This window comes from Vibrio sp. R11-SG3-ISO9, from assembly GCF_059834255.1.
The window spans coordinates 40,791-54,096 of sequence record NZ_JCBDGU010000009.1 but is presented as its reverse complement, the minus strand read 5'-3'; the positions used below and the strand labels follow the sequence as shown (position 1 = coordinate 54,096).

General features: G+C 45.8%; 12 protein-coding genes. 5 read left to right on the top strand and 7 right to left on the bottom strand.

Annotation, left to right across the window (positions count from 1 at the left end; all coding sequences use genetic code 11):
• The first annotated feature begins 188 nt into the window (after positions 1–188).
• Complete coding sequence (locus AC6R05_RS02760; RefSeq protein WP_150893639.1) at positions 189–1,235, top strand: succinylglutamate desuccinylase/aspartoacylase family protein; 1,047 nt, start codon at positions 189–191, stop codon at positions 1,233–1,235.
• 103 nt (positions 1,236–1,338) lie between these two features.
• Here the strand turns inward: AC6R05_RS02760 and AC6R05_RS02755 are convergent, their stop codons facing one another.
• On the bottom strand, positions 1,339–1,659 hold the full coding sequence (locus AC6R05_RS02755; protein WP_150893636.1) for a DUF3622 domain-containing protein: 321 nt from the start codon (positions 1,657–1,659) through the stop codon (positions 1,339–1,341).
• 355 nt (positions 1,660–2,014) lie between these two features.
• On the opposite strand from AC6R05_RS02755, the gene AC6R05_RS02750 reads away from it, so the two are divergent.
• Positions 2,015–3,019, top strand: a complete 1,005-nt coding sequence (locus AC6R05_RS02750) for an adenosine deaminase (RefSeq protein WP_500646544.1) — start codon at positions 2,015–2,017, stop codon at positions 3,017–3,019.
• 73 nt (positions 3,020–3,092) lie between these two features.
• On the opposite strand, the gene AC6R05_RS02745 is transcribed toward AC6R05_RS02750, so the two are convergent.
• Positions 3,093–4,277 carry an NnrS family protein gene (locus AC6R05_RS02745; protein WP_500646543.1) on the bottom strand — a complete coding sequence of 395 codons (1,185 nt, stop codon included), beginning with the start codon at positions 4,275–4,277 and terminating at the stop codon, positions 3,093–3,095.
• Between the two features lie 276 nt (positions 4,278–4,553).
• Here AC6R05_RS02745 and AC6R05_RS02740 point away from each other — a divergent pair, with 276 nt between their 5' ends.
• Positions 4,554–5,111, top strand: coding sequence for a gamma-glutamylcyclotransferase family protein (locus AC6R05_RS02740; RefSeq protein ID WP_500646542.1), 558 nt, complete (start codon positions 4,554–4,556; stop codon positions 5,109–5,111).
• 4 nt (positions 5,112–5,115) lie between these two features.
• On the opposite strand, the gene AC6R05_RS02735 is transcribed toward AC6R05_RS02740, so the two are convergent.
• Positions 5,116–5,448 (bottom strand): tRNA-binding protein, encoded by a 333-nt coding sequence (locus AC6R05_RS02735; protein ID WP_500646541.1) that lies wholly within the window; start codon positions 5,446–5,448, stop codon positions 5,116–5,118.
• Between the two features lie 187 nt (positions 5,449–5,635).
• On the opposite strand from AC6R05_RS02735, the gene AC6R05_RS02730 reads away from it, so the two are divergent.
• A complete protein-coding gene (locus AC6R05_RS02730; RefSeq protein WP_150869170.1) occupies positions 5,636–6,637 on the top strand; it encodes a substrate-binding domain-containing protein in 1,002 nt (333 codons plus the stop codon).
• Positions 6,638–6,780: 143 nt separating this feature from the next.
• Here the strand turns inward: AC6R05_RS02730 and galM are convergent, their stop codons facing one another.
• The 4 genes from galM to galE all read right to left on the bottom strand — a co-directional run bounded on the left by galM (position 6,781) and on the right by galE (position 11,707).
• The gene (gene galM / locus AC6R05_RS02725; protein ID WP_500646540.1) at positions 6,781–7,851 is read right to left on the bottom strand and encodes a galactose-1-epimerase; all 1,071 of its coding nucleotides are present in this window, start codon (positions 7,849–7,851) and stop codon (positions 6,781–6,783) included.
• Positions 7,852–7,957: 106 nt separating this feature from the next.
• Complete coding sequence (gene galK / locus AC6R05_RS02720) at positions 7,958–9,118, bottom strand: galactokinase (RefSeq protein WP_500646539.1); 1,161 nt, start codon at positions 9,116–9,118, stop codon at positions 7,958–7,960.
• A 190-nt stretch (positions 9,119–9,308) separates the two neighbouring features.
• Positions 9,309–10,361, bottom strand: a complete 1,053-nt coding sequence (locus AC6R05_RS02715; protein WP_500646538.1) for a UDP-glucose--hexose-1-phosphate uridylyltransferase — start codon at positions 10,359–10,361, stop codon at positions 9,309–9,311.
• 326 nt (positions 10,362–10,687) lie between these two features.
• Positions 10,688–11,707, bottom strand: coding sequence for a UDP-glucose 4-epimerase GalE (galE, locus tag AC6R05_RS02710; RefSeq protein WP_500646537.1), 1,020 nt, complete (start codon positions 11,705–11,707; stop codon positions 10,688–10,690).
• A gap of 391 nt (positions 11,708–12,098) precedes the next feature.
• On the opposite strand from galE, the gene ebgR reads away from it, so the two are divergent.
• Positions 12,099–13,082, top strand: coding sequence for a transcriptional regulator EbgR (gene ebgR, locus AC6R05_RS02705; RefSeq protein WP_500646536.1), 984 nt, complete (start codon positions 12,099–12,101; stop codon positions 13,080–13,082).
• Positions 13,083–13,306: the final 224 nt, after the last annotated feature.

Genomic DNA, 13,306 nt, shown 5'->3' with positions numbered 1-13,306 from the left:
TATCAGCGAATTGTCAGAAATAAAACGCTAAGCAATTAACTTGATTAAGATTAAATCAACGTCGATTCCATTCTCAAACACACCTCATTAAAAATTTTTGTCGTCACCGTAAAGTGATTGATTCGTACTAAAAATCAACGATTGGTACATTCCGATTTAATCCATTATCCATTCGTTGAGAAACCTAAATGGCAAGACTAAAACCTAACCAACCATTCGAACTCCTTGGTCAAACTGTACAACCAGGCCAACGAATGGAGATTGAGCTGCAAGCGGCTCAGCTATATACCCACTCGCCACTATCGATCCCTATCGAGGTGATTCATGGTCGTCAGGCGGGACCAACGTTGATGGTGAACGCAGCGATTCACGGTGACGAGCTCAATGGTGTTGAGATTGCACGTCAACTGACCAACGCTATCGAACCGAAAAAGCTAAAAGGTACCCTGATTGTCGTGCCTATCGTTAACGTGTTTGGCTTTATTCATAAATCTCGCTACCTACCTGATCGCCGCGACTTAAACCGCTGCTTCCCAGGAAGCGAGAAAGGCTCACTAACGTCTCGTATCGCGTACACCTTCTTTGAGAACGTCGCGAAGCGTTGTGACTATATTTTGGATTTGCATACAGGTGCCATTCACCGTACCAATCTGCCTCAGATTCGTGCAAACCTGTCGAATCCTGAGACATTAAGAATCGCTAACGCGTTTGCGACACCAGTGATCATCGACTCACCACTTCGCGACGGTTCACTGCGCAGTGAAGCCGAGAAGCTTGGTATTCCGGTACTGACGTACGAAGGCGGTGAAGCTCTGCGCTTTGATCACCTAGCAATCCGTGCTGGTTACTTGGGAATCCATCAGGTAATGAAAGCTATCGGGATGCTTAGACCAAACCGTAAAAAGCTACCAGAGCCTGTGATCAGTCGATCTACCAGTTGGATCCGTGCAGAGTCAGACGGCATCTTACGCAACATGGTGAGACTCGGTGAAAAGGTTGAGGCGGGACAAACTCTAGCGTATGTCAGCTCACCACTGGGTCACCAAGAGAGCCAAATCATCACCAAGAAAGGCGGTATTGTGATTGGTCAACAAACACTACCATTGGTGAATGAGGGTGACGCGGTGTTCCACATTGCTTACTTCAAACAAGATGATGAAGATGTAGAACAGTCAGTAGAGAACTACATTGAAGAAGTGGCAGAAGAAGATTGGCTGACGACTCTAAATAACTGATCGCTTGCCCAGCAGTAAAACAAACTCCACAAAAAAGGCCCCAGTCGCTCAATACGATTGGGGCCTTTCTTTAATAGGTGAGTAAACTCAACCTCGTAGAATCTTATTCAGCGTCAAGCTCAGCTGCTGCTGCACGAGCTTTTGCACGTGCTTCACGCGCTTGCTCAGCTTTTAGCTCTTTAGCGTGGCGCAGTTCATCACGCTCTTTACGCTGCTCTGCTTTACGCTCGTTACGCTCAGCTTGGTTAGCAACGAAAGAAGCCAGCTCTTTCTCTGCCCACTCTTGTGCTTGAGCTTCAGTTTCAAAACCCGTTTCACGCTTAGAAACGCGAGTTGAGCGAGAAGTTACTTGACGAGTAATCTCTGCACACCAGCCATTGCGTTTTTCTGAAAGGCGGATATCAAATTTTTTGGTCTTAGACATGTTCTGTATTTTCCTAAGGGAGATCATTAAGGGATCGGTCAACTTTGATAACTCCATCTATGTGAGCATCTTTTAACACCATCCCTTGGTAAGCGCGGTATTAGAGCACAAATCCATAAACATTGCTGCAAATATTTGCAGCGGATCACACTCCAATTGTGCAAATCGTTTGCGACTCAGTGTTCTCGATTTCATTCCTCCTTTCTTCCCCTTCATTTTGCAGAGAATAAAGCGTTCATGATGAAATGAACTATGCTCAAACATAGGCAAGTGAACCCACTAATCGACTCGATTACCCATCAATGTTCAATGTCTTAACTACTCCGCCCATAATTAAAATAGCTAAGGAGTCGCTATGGATAGCTTCATCAAAAATCTACCGAAAGTTGAGCTGCATCTACATATAGAAGGAACACTCGAACCAGAACTGATGTTTGATTTGGCAAAACGCAACAACATCAACATCCCATTCGACAATCCAGATCAAGTGCGTCAAGCGTACCAATTTCACAACCTACAATCGTTTCTCGATATCTATTATCAAGGTGCCAATGTCCTGATTCACGAGCAAGATTTCTACGACCTGACATTGGCTTACCTGCTCAAATGCCAACAAGACAATGTGATTCATACCGAGATCTTTTTTGACCCTCAAACCCACACTGAGCGAGGGATTGAATTTGAAACAGTGATCGCTGGCATCACTCGCGCCCTCAAACAGGCCGATCAAGAGCTCGGAATCAGCAGTCAACTGATCATGTGTTTCTTACGCCACCTTAATGAAGAAAGCGCCTTCGCCACTCTCAGTAAAGCCCTTCCCTACAAAGAGCACATTATTGGCGTCGGGCTCGATTCATCTGAAATGGGCCACCCACCAGAAAAGTTTCAACGTGTATTTCAAGAGGCGCTCAACCACGGCTTCCTCAGTGTGGCGCACGCGGGTGAAGAAGGGCCGGCTCAGAACATTCGAGATGCCATCGAGATGTTAGGTGTTACTCGTATCGACCACGGTGTGCGCTGCAGTGAAGATCCTGAGCTCGTAGCAGAGCTTGCCGCGCATCGTATGCCTTTAACGGTGTGCCCTTTGTCGAACACCAAACTAAAAGTGTTTGAGACTATGCAGCAGCACAACATCGTTGAGCTTTTAAGAAAAGGGGTATGTGTAACCATAAACTCGGATGACCCAGCCTACTTCGGTGGCTACATGAACGATAACTTCTTAGCCGTTGCCCACGCTCACGAGATCACCAAACAAGAGCTCGCACAATTTAGCATCAACGCCATCGAAGCGAGTTTCATCTCCCCTCATGCCAAGGAAGATATGATCACCCAAGTTCGACACTACCTCGCCAATCACTAGAATCGACTACATGGGCTAACACGAAAAAAGGAAGCACACTGCTTCCTTTTTCACTATTCATAGACCTAATCAGTTAACCCGGATGGCCATCAACTCTTGGCGTCAGCAACATCATGCCAAATTTAAGCACATACATACCAAACGCGAGTACCCATAAACCCGCACTAATATTTACGATAGGCATCATGTAAGCAGGGAACAAACTCACTCCAACACTGCGCAATAACGCGGCCAGAATTAAGGCTGTAAATGCCACAGCCATGTTCGGTCCTTTGTAGATAGCGCGTCCTGTATGCCCCATAGTGACACGAGCAATCATCGCCAAGATCAAGCCACTTAAACCACCAATTGCGAATAGGTGAATCATATTATGTCCTGCAAACGGGTTATCCAGTAAACCACGTAGCAACAGACTCAATGGAATACAAAGGTATGCTGCATGCAGTGACCACACCAACGGCTCAGATAACGTCGCCCAAGGTTTCCAGCGAATCACACGCACCAACTGAGCAATACCTGCGAACAGCATCAGAGGCTTACCGACTTCGACAAAAGTGAGTGGGAAGAAGCTCAACACAAACAGTCCGACCAAAGGCAGATTGGATAACCACTCAAGCCATAGCAAGGGTTGTGGCTTATCAAAGTTAAAGCGACGTGCGGTGAAGAATGGGATGACTCTCCCTCCCATCACAGATAGCAGCAGCGTAAACCACCACAGCATCGCATGCCAAACCGCTGAAGGAGGAAATGGCGGCATCCCCTTAATGGTTGCATAGCTGGCAAAATTCGCCACGATTGCCAAAACAAACAGCGGAACGAAGAATAGATTTTTCCACCCTTTGGCATGTACTACTCGAAAGCCAATTTCGTAAGCAGCAAAAGCCAAAAACAGCGCCTCAATCGACGAAATTAGCCACAATGGTGCTGGTGTCCAAAACAGAATTCGAGGTGCGAGCCATAAACCAACCAAAGCTGCGAGGCGATAGTGTTTAGTACCATTGACGCCCGTCCATGTCTGTACCGCGGTTAACACAAACCCGACAACAATCGCCATCGAGAAACCAAACAGCATCTCATGAACATGCCACCACAAGGCTGGCACTTGTAAGATTTCGGGTTGACCGTTTTGGAACATGTATACCCAAAGAACAATGGCGAGCACCGCATAGATGCTACCGAGGAAGAAGAAGGGTCTAAAGCCCAAGCGTAGATAAGCGGGAATCGCATCCTCGACACTTTTGTCTGTGATATTTAACAAAGTCGCTCCTAAATTAATAAGCGTATCGCCAAAATGGATTCGAGAGTGGTTCGGCGATAGATTCACATATAACTAGGTCAATGCATGAAGCATTCCAACATACTAAACCACTGTATTTATTGCCTTTAAGCAGACTCATTCGCTGATATAGTGTCAATTAAACACACCATAAGAAGTCAATATGACACAATAAAGTCTTTCAGTTATATGCTGACTTTTATTGGCATCCCCCATATAGTAGGTGAGGCTTTCAACAATAAACAGACAAGGATAGCGATGTATATTTTTGGCTACGGCAGTTTAATCAACTCCTCTTCACGACAACTCACCGGACAGACCGGAAAAGCAATCCCAGCGATAGTCGATGGTCTAGTAAGACACTGGAGTAAAATCGATGACAGCTATGTGATCTCTCCTTTGATCGTGAATCAAGGGCAAGGTCAGGTAAATGGAGTATTACTTGAGGTCGATGAAGTGGCGCTGGCCGAGTTTGATCGTCGCGAGCGCGGCTATCACCGAATTGAGTTAGATCCCGATCAGATCGAAGCGCATCAAGGCTTTGATCCTTCACAAACAATCTGGGTTTACATTAAAGATGAGATTGAAGCGCCCTGCATCAATAGCCCGATTGTTCAGACTTATGTGGATACTGTCATTGCAGGCTGCCTAGAAATATCAGAAAGTTTCGCTTCTCACTTTGTGCAACATACGCAGGGCTGGCAACACCCTATGATTAATGATCGCCACCAGCCTAAATATGGCAATTTGGCAGGCGTGTCTGAGCACCACCACAGCATCATTGATGACCTACTTCTAGTGGTGCGCAGCTCGTAAGTTACTAAACGATGCGAACCCCTGCTGGCATCACACGCTCTGGTGTCAGCAGTACACTCTCTGACTCATCGTCTGTTTCAGCACACAGCAACATGCATTCCGATGTATGCCCGCGCATCTTGGCCTTCGCCAGATTACACAGCACCACCACTTGCTTGCCCATCAACTCTTCCTTTGTGTAATACGGCACTAGACTGGTGACTGTCTGCAAGGTTTTCTCACCGACATCAATCTGAACAATATAGAGCTTGTCTGCATTCTCATGACGAGCAACCTCAATGATCTTACCTACACGCATCTCTAGCTTAGCGAAATCGCCGTACGCAATCGTATCCATATCTACTCCCTTGTTATTGATGAAATTAACTTTTACTTAATTTTAGTAAAGTGTAAACATTTACACTAGCACTAAAGCTAATAATTACAAGCGGTAAAGATCTCAATATTGGAAGTAAAAGTTAAGTTTGATTGCCATACTATCAGCGACGGTGTTAAATAGGAGCGGTACTGAGTAGAGGTTAAAAATGGCAACAATAAAAGATGTGGCAAAGGAAGCAGGCGTATCTGTCGCAACCGTTTCCCGTGTAATTAACAAGTCCCCTAAGGCAAGTGCAAGCTCTATCGAGTCGGTCACACAGGCCATGAAAAAGCTGGGTTACCGCCCTAACGCCAATGCTCGTGCATTAGTCAGCCAAAGCACCAATACTGTCGGTGTTTTGGTTGGTGATATCTCAGACCCCTTCTTCGGTACGCTGGTAAAGTCGGTAGACAATGTGGCGCGTGAAAACGGCAAACACATTCTGGTCGGTAATGGTTCTCACGATCGCGAAGAAGAGAAGCAAGCTATCGAACTCTTAATCAACAACCGTTGCGAGTCTTTAGTGATTCACTCCAAAGGTCTTACCGATGAAGAGCTGATCGCTTATGCGAAAGAAGTGAAGGGCTTGGTCGTTATCAACCGCTATATCGAAGAGATTGGCGAGCGCTGTATCTTCCTCGATAACCAAAAAGGCGCCTACCTCGCTACTGAATACCTTATCCGTCATGGTCATCGCAATATCGCCTGCATCGCCTCATCAATTAACATTGAAGATGCTGACGAACGTGTTCAGGGCTATCGAGCAGCACTGAGTGACTACAACATCGAGTTGCCAGAGAGCTACATCGAAAGCTCACAACCAAGCAGCGAAGGCGGTGAATACGCCATGACTAACCTGCTCACCAAATCGCTACCGATTACAGGCATCGTCGCTTACAACGATTATATGGCAGCTGGCGCGCTTTCAGTCCTCGATGAGAATGGTATTCAAGCACCCGATCAAATGTCGATTGTCGGCTTTGATGACGGTTTAATCGCTCGCTACGTCTCACCAAAGCTGACCACCATTCGTTACCCAATTCAGATCATGGCAGAGAAAGCAACACGTCTAGCTTTGCAGCTTGCCAAACAGGAAGTGACCAGTTCAGAAACCATGAGGTTCTCACCGACTCTGGTACGCCGAAACTCAGTATCTAAAGTGAGTTAAAAAGATAAAAAAAACCCTAGCGAAAACCGTTCGCTAGGGCTTTGTTACCATACTCTCACTAATGTATCTTTAGTCATTCCCTCGTCAGTAATCTCCCCATAACGAGGTTCACCAAATCCTTTGAGCTGAATGGTTCAGTCTGATTAATCCCCCGAAAATTCAAACTGATAGCAAGTTTGGTAGCGATACTCTTGTTCAGGTCTAAGAATACAACTCTCTTGCTTCCACTCTGGATGGTTTGGCGAGTCTGGTAAAAACTGAGTTTCCAACGCGACACCTGCGTAGTCTTGGTAGACTGTACCAGAGCGGTTTGGCGTTCCTGCTAACCAGTTTCCGGTGTAAAGCTGCATTGCAGGCTTAGTCGTAAACACTTTTAAAGTGACAAGTGCGTCAGGCGAAGTCACCGTCGCTGCACATTTTCCGGCGCGGCACTCTTCTGCTAACAAAAACGAATGGTCATAACCTTTGGCATTTTTTTGCTGTTCATCGCCCATCAAACGCTCTGAGATCATCGTAGGCCGATTGAAGTCAAAACTGGTCGACTTCACCGACTTAAGTCCGCTCAAAGGTATGCCAGATTTGTCGGTCGGTAAAAATTGAGACGCGTTAATGCTGACAATGTGCGACAAGCAGTCTTGTTCTAGCTCAGCACCTAACAGGTTAAAGTAGGCATGATTGGTGAGGTTAACCACCGTCTCTTTATCGGTCGTGGCAAAGTAGTCGATGGACACACGGTTGTCTTCCGTCAGCTGGTAACTCACCGATACCTTGAGTGTGCCCGGGAATCCTTGATCACCATCTGGAGACGTTAACGTATAGGTTACTGAGCTTTCGGTTTGCTCCTGAATCTGCCAACGCCTCTTATCAAAACCGTTAGGACCGCCATGCAGAGTATTCCCTGCTTGATTCACATCGACCTTGTGGTTGGTACCGTCGATCTTAAAGCGCCCTTTCGCAATGCGATTAGCGTAGCGACCGACAGTAGTTCCCATATAACTGGCTTGTTTGTTGAAGTTTTCCATTGAGTTAACACCCAGTAGCACTTCTCTCTTATTCCCTTTCAGTGGCAGGATACAGCTCAACCAGGTCGCGCCAATATCCATCAATGTCACTTCCATGCCGTGTTGGTTGGTCAGTGTCACCAACTTGGCAGGTTGCCCATCATAGGCTGCCGTTTGAGTCATTGACTGATGCAAACTTTGCGCTTGTGTCATCCTACATTCCTTCCTAGTGCCAGCAAAAAGCCTCTACAAAAGTGCAAAGGCTTTACTATTTGGCCTACCATGATCTTTTTACTTCTGTAGGCCTATAATCAGAGGGTTAGATTACTTCAACTAAGCCCGCACCGTCTTTCGCTTGGCACACATAAATGGATTCTTTTAGGCCCGTCGCCGCTTGATATTTCTGTTCTACCGTCGCTTTGATGTCATCAACCAAGGTTGGTGGAACTAAAGCTACGATACAGCCACCAAAGCCACCGCCTGTCATACGTACGCCGCCCTGCTCGCCAATCACCTCTTTAACCATCTCAACCAAAACGTCGATCTCTTTCACTGTGATTTCAAAGTCATCGCGCATTGAAGCATGAGATTCCGCCATCAACTCACCCATGCGTTTCATGTCGTGGTTGCGCAGTGCGACCGCCGCTTCTTCAGTACGATCGTTCTCAGTGATTACGTGGCGAGCGCGCTTAGCAACCATCTCATCCAACTCGTCGACTTTGGCATTGAATTGTTCAATGGAGACATCACGCAGTGCAGTTACGCCAAAAATACGCGCCGCTTCTTCACACTGTTCGCGACGAGTGTTGTATTCACTGTCGACCAACCCACGCTTCTTGTTGGAGTTGATGATCACTACTGCCATATCCTCTGGCATCGAAACTGGTGTCGTCTCTAGACTACGACAATCCAACAGCATCGCATGATTCGCTTGGCCTTCTGCTGAGATCATTTGGTCCATGATGCCGCAGTTACAACCAACAAACTCGTTCTCAGCTTGCTGGCCGTTCAATGCGATCTCTGCTTGGGTGATCTCTAGGTTGTAAAGCACCTTAAAGGTTTGACCAATAACCACTTCTAAAGCCGCCGAAGAGCTTAACCCTGCGCCTTGAGGTACATTACCTGTTACTGAGATGTCGGCACCATTGAACTCATAGCCACGCGCTTTCAGACATTTCACCACGCCTCGAATATAGTTCGCCCACATCTTGTCTTGTTGAAAAGTGATCTCTTGAGTCAAGTCGAACTCGTCCACTGCATCACCGTAATCAACCGATACTACTCGTACGATATTGTCGTCACGTTTTGCTGCCGCCACTACGGTTTGGTAGTTAATGGCACACGGTAGGACAAAACCATCATTGTAGTCGGTATGTTCACCAATTAGGTTTACACGACCCGGAGCTTGGATGATGTGAGTCGGAGCGTAATTGAGTACCGCATTGAAAGACGCTTTTGCGTTTTGGATTAGATCAGACATAGGAGACTCTCTGGTTAAACTTTAATTCAATTGATTGTGGCCCCTTATTGGCACCACTTTAATTCTGTTCGATTCCCTATCACGTTCGTCCCTCTCAGTTGGGAATGACAACATCAGCTCTATTCTCCACGACTTGTCGTCATTCCAGAATCGAGAGACGAGATATTTGGAATCTCTTTTTATGGATTAACTACTGCTCTTTGTAATGCACGTCACTCAAGTCACGTAGACGCTGCGCCGCTTGCTCTGCCGTCAGATCACGTTGCGATTCAGCCAGCATTTCATAACCCACCATGAACTTGCGTATCGATGCGCTACGCAATAGTGGTGGATAGAACAGTGCGTGTAGCTGCCAATGATCAATGTCGGTCCCCTCTTCGAAGAATGGCGCATAGTGCCAGCCCATCGAGTATGGGAATGAACATTGGAACAGATTGTCGTAGCGGCTTGTTAGCTTCTTAATCGCAACCGCCAAATCATCACGTTGCTCGTCAGTCAGTTCGCTCATACGACGAATGTGTGTCTTTGGCAGCAACATGGTTTCGAACGGCCACGCTGCCCAGTAAGGTACAACGGCAATCCAATGTTCCGTTTCAACCACAGTGCGAGAGCCGTCTTTCATTTCAGCTTCAACGTAGTCTACTAATAGGTTTGAACCTTGTTGTTCGAAGTACTCTTTTAGAAGCTTCTCTTTACGCTCGATCTCATTTGGCAGAAAGCTGTTCGCCCAGATCTGACCATGTGGGTGAGGCTGAGAACAGCCCATAGTCTCGCCTTTGTTTTCAAACGCTTGAACCCATAGGTAATCTTTACCTAACTCTTCAATCTGCTCATTCCAGGTATCAATCACACCACGGATTTTATTGACCGGTAACTCTGGCAGTGTTTTGCTGTGGTCTGGCGAGAAGCAGATAACACGGCTCAACCCTCGAACACCTTGAGTCTTAAATAGAGGGTTTTCAGACTCTGGAGCGTCAGGCGAATCAGGCATCAGCGCCGCGAAATCATTACTAAATACATAAGTTCCGTCGTAGTCTGGGTTTACATCACCCGAGATACGTGTGTTGGTTGGACAAAGAAAACACTCTTTGTCGTAGGCTGGCAGTTGCTCAGTGGATGGCTTTTCATCTTGGCCACTCCACGGACGTTTCGCACGGTGTGGTGATACCAAAATCCACTGACCCGTTAGTGGGTTATAACGGCGGTGCGGGTGGTCTACTGGGTTAAATTCAACTTTTGACATACTTACATTGCTCTTAATTTTTGTGTTCTTGGCACATCCACCAAGATAAATAATTCTTCCACAAGGAGATTCCCTATCACGCTCGTCCCTCGCTGTAGGGAATGACGTTTGAGTTCGTCGTTTTAATATTCAACGGCCTTTAACTCATTCGTCATTCCAGAGTCGAGGCACGAGATATCTGGAATCTCTCTTTTCTCATCTCTTACCTCTGCATTCCCCAATGAAATTGGAGTTGCAGCTAGGCAGCAAGCTTTCCAATATCCATGAGCATAGATCTTCTATGTGATTGGAATTGGTGAGCGCAGCTAACAACGCTGCGGCTTCAATTACGAAGGGGAATAACCATTAGGGTTGTTCGACTGCCAATTCCACGTATCCGCTGTCATTTCATCAACGCTGCGAGTCGCCTTCCAACCTAGATCTCGCTCGGCTTTTTCAGTACTTGCCCAGCACTCAGCAATATCACCCGGGCGACGTGGACAAATCTCATAAGGGACTGGCTTACCAGAGGCTTTTGCAAAGGCTTCTACCATCTCTAGAACACTTGAGCCTTTACCTGTGCCTAGGTTGTAGATATGCAAACCCGCTTTCTCGCCTACTGCTTTTAGTGCTGCAACGTGGCCATCGGCTAAGTCCGTTACGTGGATGTAATCACGAACGCCTGTACCATCTGGAGTTGGGTAATCGTTACCAAATACCGCTAACTTCTCACGGCGACCGACGGCCACTTGAGCGATAAATGGCATTAAGTTGTTTGGAATGCCTTGCGGGTCTTCACCCATAGTGCCTGATGGGTGTGCGCCAACCGGGTTGAAGTAGCGAAGCAGCGTTACGCTCCAATCGTTTTCGGCGTTAAACAGATCGCTCAAACACTCTTCAACCATGTATTTACTGCGCCCGTAAGGGTTAGTTGTTGCACCTGTAGGAGAATCTTCAGTAATTGGCACAACCTCTGGGTCGCCATAAACCGTAGCTGAAGAGCTGAATACGATGCTTTTTACGCCCGCTTTTTTCATGCAACGAGCCAAAACCAAAGAGCCATTTACGTTGTTGTCGTAGTATTCAAGAGGCTTAGCCACTGATTCACCCACGGCTTTTAAGCCCGCAAAATGAATCACAGCCTGAATGTTGTTTTCTGAAAACACGTTATCGAGGAAAGATTCGTCGCGAATATCGCCAAGGTAAAAGGTTGGACGTTGACCCGTTAATGCTTCGATTCTCTCAAGCACCAACTCTTTGCTGTTACACAAGTTATCAACGATGATCGGCTCCATACCTGCCTGCATCATTTGAATGCAAGTATGACTTCCGATGTACCCCATGCCGCCTGTAACCAGTACTTTCACAATCAACCTCTCTCTTAATCTTGATGACACTCAAGTGGAATATCCAAACTCAATAGCGTCGCGTTAATTAAATACTAGCAGTCAATTTGGAACTAATTCTGTGATCAAAACCACGAAGTGTAAACGTTTACACAAAGTTTCACAGATAGGTCACAGAGCGAAAGGCGTGATAAATGAATGATTGGCAACCTAATCCATTGAATTTAAATAAGATAATTATGAATAGTAAAATTTGCGATATGCACTAAGAGTTCTGAACTTATTTTACTAAAAGTTAATGCAATGACTTCCAGTTTCATTACAATAGACATTGCAGAATTAGAGAGGTGCACTGGTTTTTTCGCTCATCTATGTTTAGAGCAGCCCAGTGTTCCAATAACAGGAAGTGAGTATGGCAACGTTAAAAGATATCGCAACTGAAGCAAATGTATCATTGGCGACGGTTTCAAGGGTCCTTAATGAAGATCCAACATTGAGTGTTAAGGAAGAGACCAAAAGGCGTATCTTTGAAATTGCAGAAAAGCTGGAGTACAAAACCAGCAGCTCACGTAAAACAGTTAGCAGTAAGAAGCAGCACCATCACTTTCTTGCGCTGTACAATTACAAGCAAGAAGCTGAGGTAAACGATCCATACTACCTATCTATTCGCCACGGAATTGAAACCCAATGTGAGAAGATGGATATAGAGCTAACCAACTGTTATGAAAGTAAAATACAGTCTAGCACTAGCCCTATTACAGGTATTCTTCTTGTTGGTAGAATGTCTCCAGAAGTCATTGAGCAAGCGAAAAAACTCACTGATAACATCTGTTATGTGGACTTTACTGATCACTCAGAACCATACGACTCCGTTGATATCGACTTAGCTCGAATCAGTAAAGAGATCACCAACTTCTTTATTAACCAAGGCTACGACCGCATCGGCTTTATCGGTGGCCAAGATGACGTAAACACACCGGATATTCGTGAAGTCGCTTTCGCAGAGTACGGCCTTTTGAAACAAGTAGTGAGTGAACAAGATATCTATCGTGGAGATTTCTCAAGCTTGTCAGGCTATAAGTTAGCGAAGCAGATGTTAGAAACTGGCGACTACCCAAAAGCGATGTTTATTGCATCAGATTCCATCGCAATTGGCGTATTACGTGCTATTCATGAGCATGGATTGAACATTCCTGAAGACATCGCTCTGATCAGCGTCAATGATATCCCTACGGCTAAGTTTACTTTCCCATCTTTATCAACGGTTCGTATTCACTCTGAACTGATGGGAATTCAAGGCGTTAACCTACTGATCGAGAAAGCTCGTGATGGGCGCACCATCCCACTTCGTGTTTACGTCCCAAGCAAGCTGAAGCTAAGAGACACCACAAAATAATCTTTTAATTTCATACAGATAGATAAAGCCACCTTCTCTAGAGGTGGCTTTTTTGTATCAAGAAAACTATCTAAACCTCTTCCTAAAATCGCCTAAATTTGCCCACCTTTCCACCACACAGCATTCTTTTAAGTCGATCACACCACGTTGTAAAAAGCCCTTAAAAAATGTGATGCAGTTAAAGTAAAACGTTTTCACTAATTTCATTTAGTAAAACTTTTACT